General features: G+C 47.5%; 2 protein-coding genes. One reads left to right on the top strand and one right to left on the bottom strand.

All coding sequences use genetic code 11. The annotated features are described in order from the left end of the window. Nucleotides 1-131: 131 nt before the first annotated feature. The gene (locus tag VN105_RS21350) at nucleotides 132-1,061 is read left to right on the top strand and encodes a glycoside hydrolase family 43 protein (protein ID WP_325643999.1); all 930 of its coding nucleotides are present in this window, start codon (nucleotides 132-134) and stop codon (nucleotides 1,059-1,061) included. 40 nt (nucleotides 1,062-1,101) lie between these two features. Here the strand turns inward: VN105_RS21350 and VN105_RS21345 are convergent, their stop codons facing one another. Next, the gene (locus VN105_RS21345; RefSeq protein WP_325643997.1) at nucleotides 1,102-1,818 is read right to left on the bottom strand and encodes a 3-keto-5-aminohexanoate cleavage protein; all 717 of its coding nucleotides are present in this window, start codon (nucleotides 1,816-1,818) and stop codon (nucleotides 1,102-1,104) included. Between the last annotated feature and the right edge of the window lie 125 nt (nucleotides 1,819-1,943).

The raw sequence follows: 1,943 nt of genomic DNA, 5'->3' as shown, positions 1-1,943 counted from the left end.
TTCTTTATAGTCCTATATGAAGAGCAGTAAGATGACTTATAAGATCTGTAAACAGAAATATGTACCGGGTTCTTATGTATTATCTGTATGTGAAATTCTATGAAATATTCTGCAGTTTGAAAATGCCCCCCATGGCACAATTATCGCTCCCTCCACATAAAAACACTCCACCCATGCAACCCAACAACCCCATCATCCGCCATAAATTCACCGCCGACCCCACCGCGCTGGTCCATAATGATACCGTATATCTATACACCGGCCACGATGAAGCGCCACCTGGAACAGAAGCATATATCATGAACGAATGGCTGTGCTTTTCATCCACCAACCTCGTGGAATGGACAGAGCATCCTGTGCCATTAAAAGCCACTGATTTCTCATGGGCCAGCGGTAATGCTTATGCCTCAAAAGTAATTGCGCATAACGGTAAGTTTTACTGGTATGTAGCCGTAGCGCATGCTGCCATTAAAGGATCTGCCATTGGGATAGCAGTAGCGGAAAACCCAACTGGCCCGTTTAAAGATGCCCGTGGGTCAGCGCTGGTTACACTGGATATGCTGCCTTCCCATGTGCATGAAAAGGCAAACCTTGATCCCACTGTAATAGTGGATGATAAGGGGCAGGCGTACATTTTCTGGGGTAATCAGCAATGCTTTTATGCAAAATTGAAAAGCAATCTGCTGGAACTGGATGGACCCGTGAACATACTCGATTTACCCGGCTTTGAAGAGGGCGCTCATATACATCAGCGTAATGGCTGGTATTATCTTTCTTATGGCTACCAGATGCCGGAGAGAGTGGCTTATGCAATGAGCCGCCATATAGAAGGCCCCTGGGAGTTTAAGGGAATACTCAATGAACTGGCAGGAAACTGCGAAACAAACCGGCCGGCCATCATTGATTTCAAAGGCAGGTCTTATTTTATTTATCATAACGGCGGACTGAAGAACGGCGGCAGCCACCGGCGCTCCGTATGTATGGATGATCTCCATTATAACCCCGATGGCACTATGAAGCGGGTCATAATGACTTCCGAAGGGGTGCTGATGGCATACTAAAGCGGCGCCAATGTGCTGAGCCTGGAAAAAAAATAATCGTTTAAGATCCCTGGTGAAAGGCCGCTTTCACCAGTGCTTCATTGCTTTCCGCAATAGCGCCGGATGGATCGCGTAAAGTATCTTCAAATCCTATCCGCAGATCATAGCCCTTATATTTGGCTACTTCCAGTATTTCCCAGCAGGTACTATCCACACCATGCAACACTACGGTTTGATGAGGAAGTTTGTCCGTTAATTTATCTTCAATAGCTTTTACGGTGGCCAGGGCTGCGTTCACATCCTGTTCTTCCGGCTCCATCAGCAGGCGGAAGCATTCCTGCAATAAACCCTTGCTGATGAAGTTTTCCAGTGCCTGCGCACTGTTTAATCCCGCTTCCACACCAATTTGTTTTTCAAGTACAGCGTGTACCACCTGCTCAAACCCTGGTTCATGCCCGTTCACGGATACAAAGTTGGGCAGTATTTCCCATTGCCGGATAAGCGCCACTCTTTTGTTGATGTCAGGTTCTATCCAGGCGCCGGTACTGATGCCTACAGGAATATCCGGTACTGCTGCCTTTACCGCTTTTACCTGTTCATTTACAAAGGCGGCTTCCAGTGTTTCTTTGCCGTTGTGGTCGTGTACATGGAAATGAATGGCGCCTGCGCCGGCAAGTACTGCGGCTTTAGCGGCGGCTACAAGCTCTTCTGTAGTGATGGGAATGTTGGGATGATCCGCTTTGGACCTGGAACCGTTTAATGCTGCTTCTATAAACATAGTCCTGGCTTTTTGGAAGCTACTGCATAAATGATACCTGTATGAGGAATAGCGGCTTGTGGCCAATTGCAGGGAGGGTATTGTGGAACAGTTTGAGCAGATTGCCGGGATTTTTCCCTGATATG

The sequence above is a fragment of the Chitinophaga sp. genome (assembly GCF_035564935.1).
In the GTDB taxonomy this organism is placed as follows: domain Bacteria; phylum Bacteroidota; class Bacteroidia; order Chitinophagales; family Chitinophagaceae; genus Chitinophaga.
This window is presented reverse-complemented; position numbering and strand designations above follow the sequence as displayed.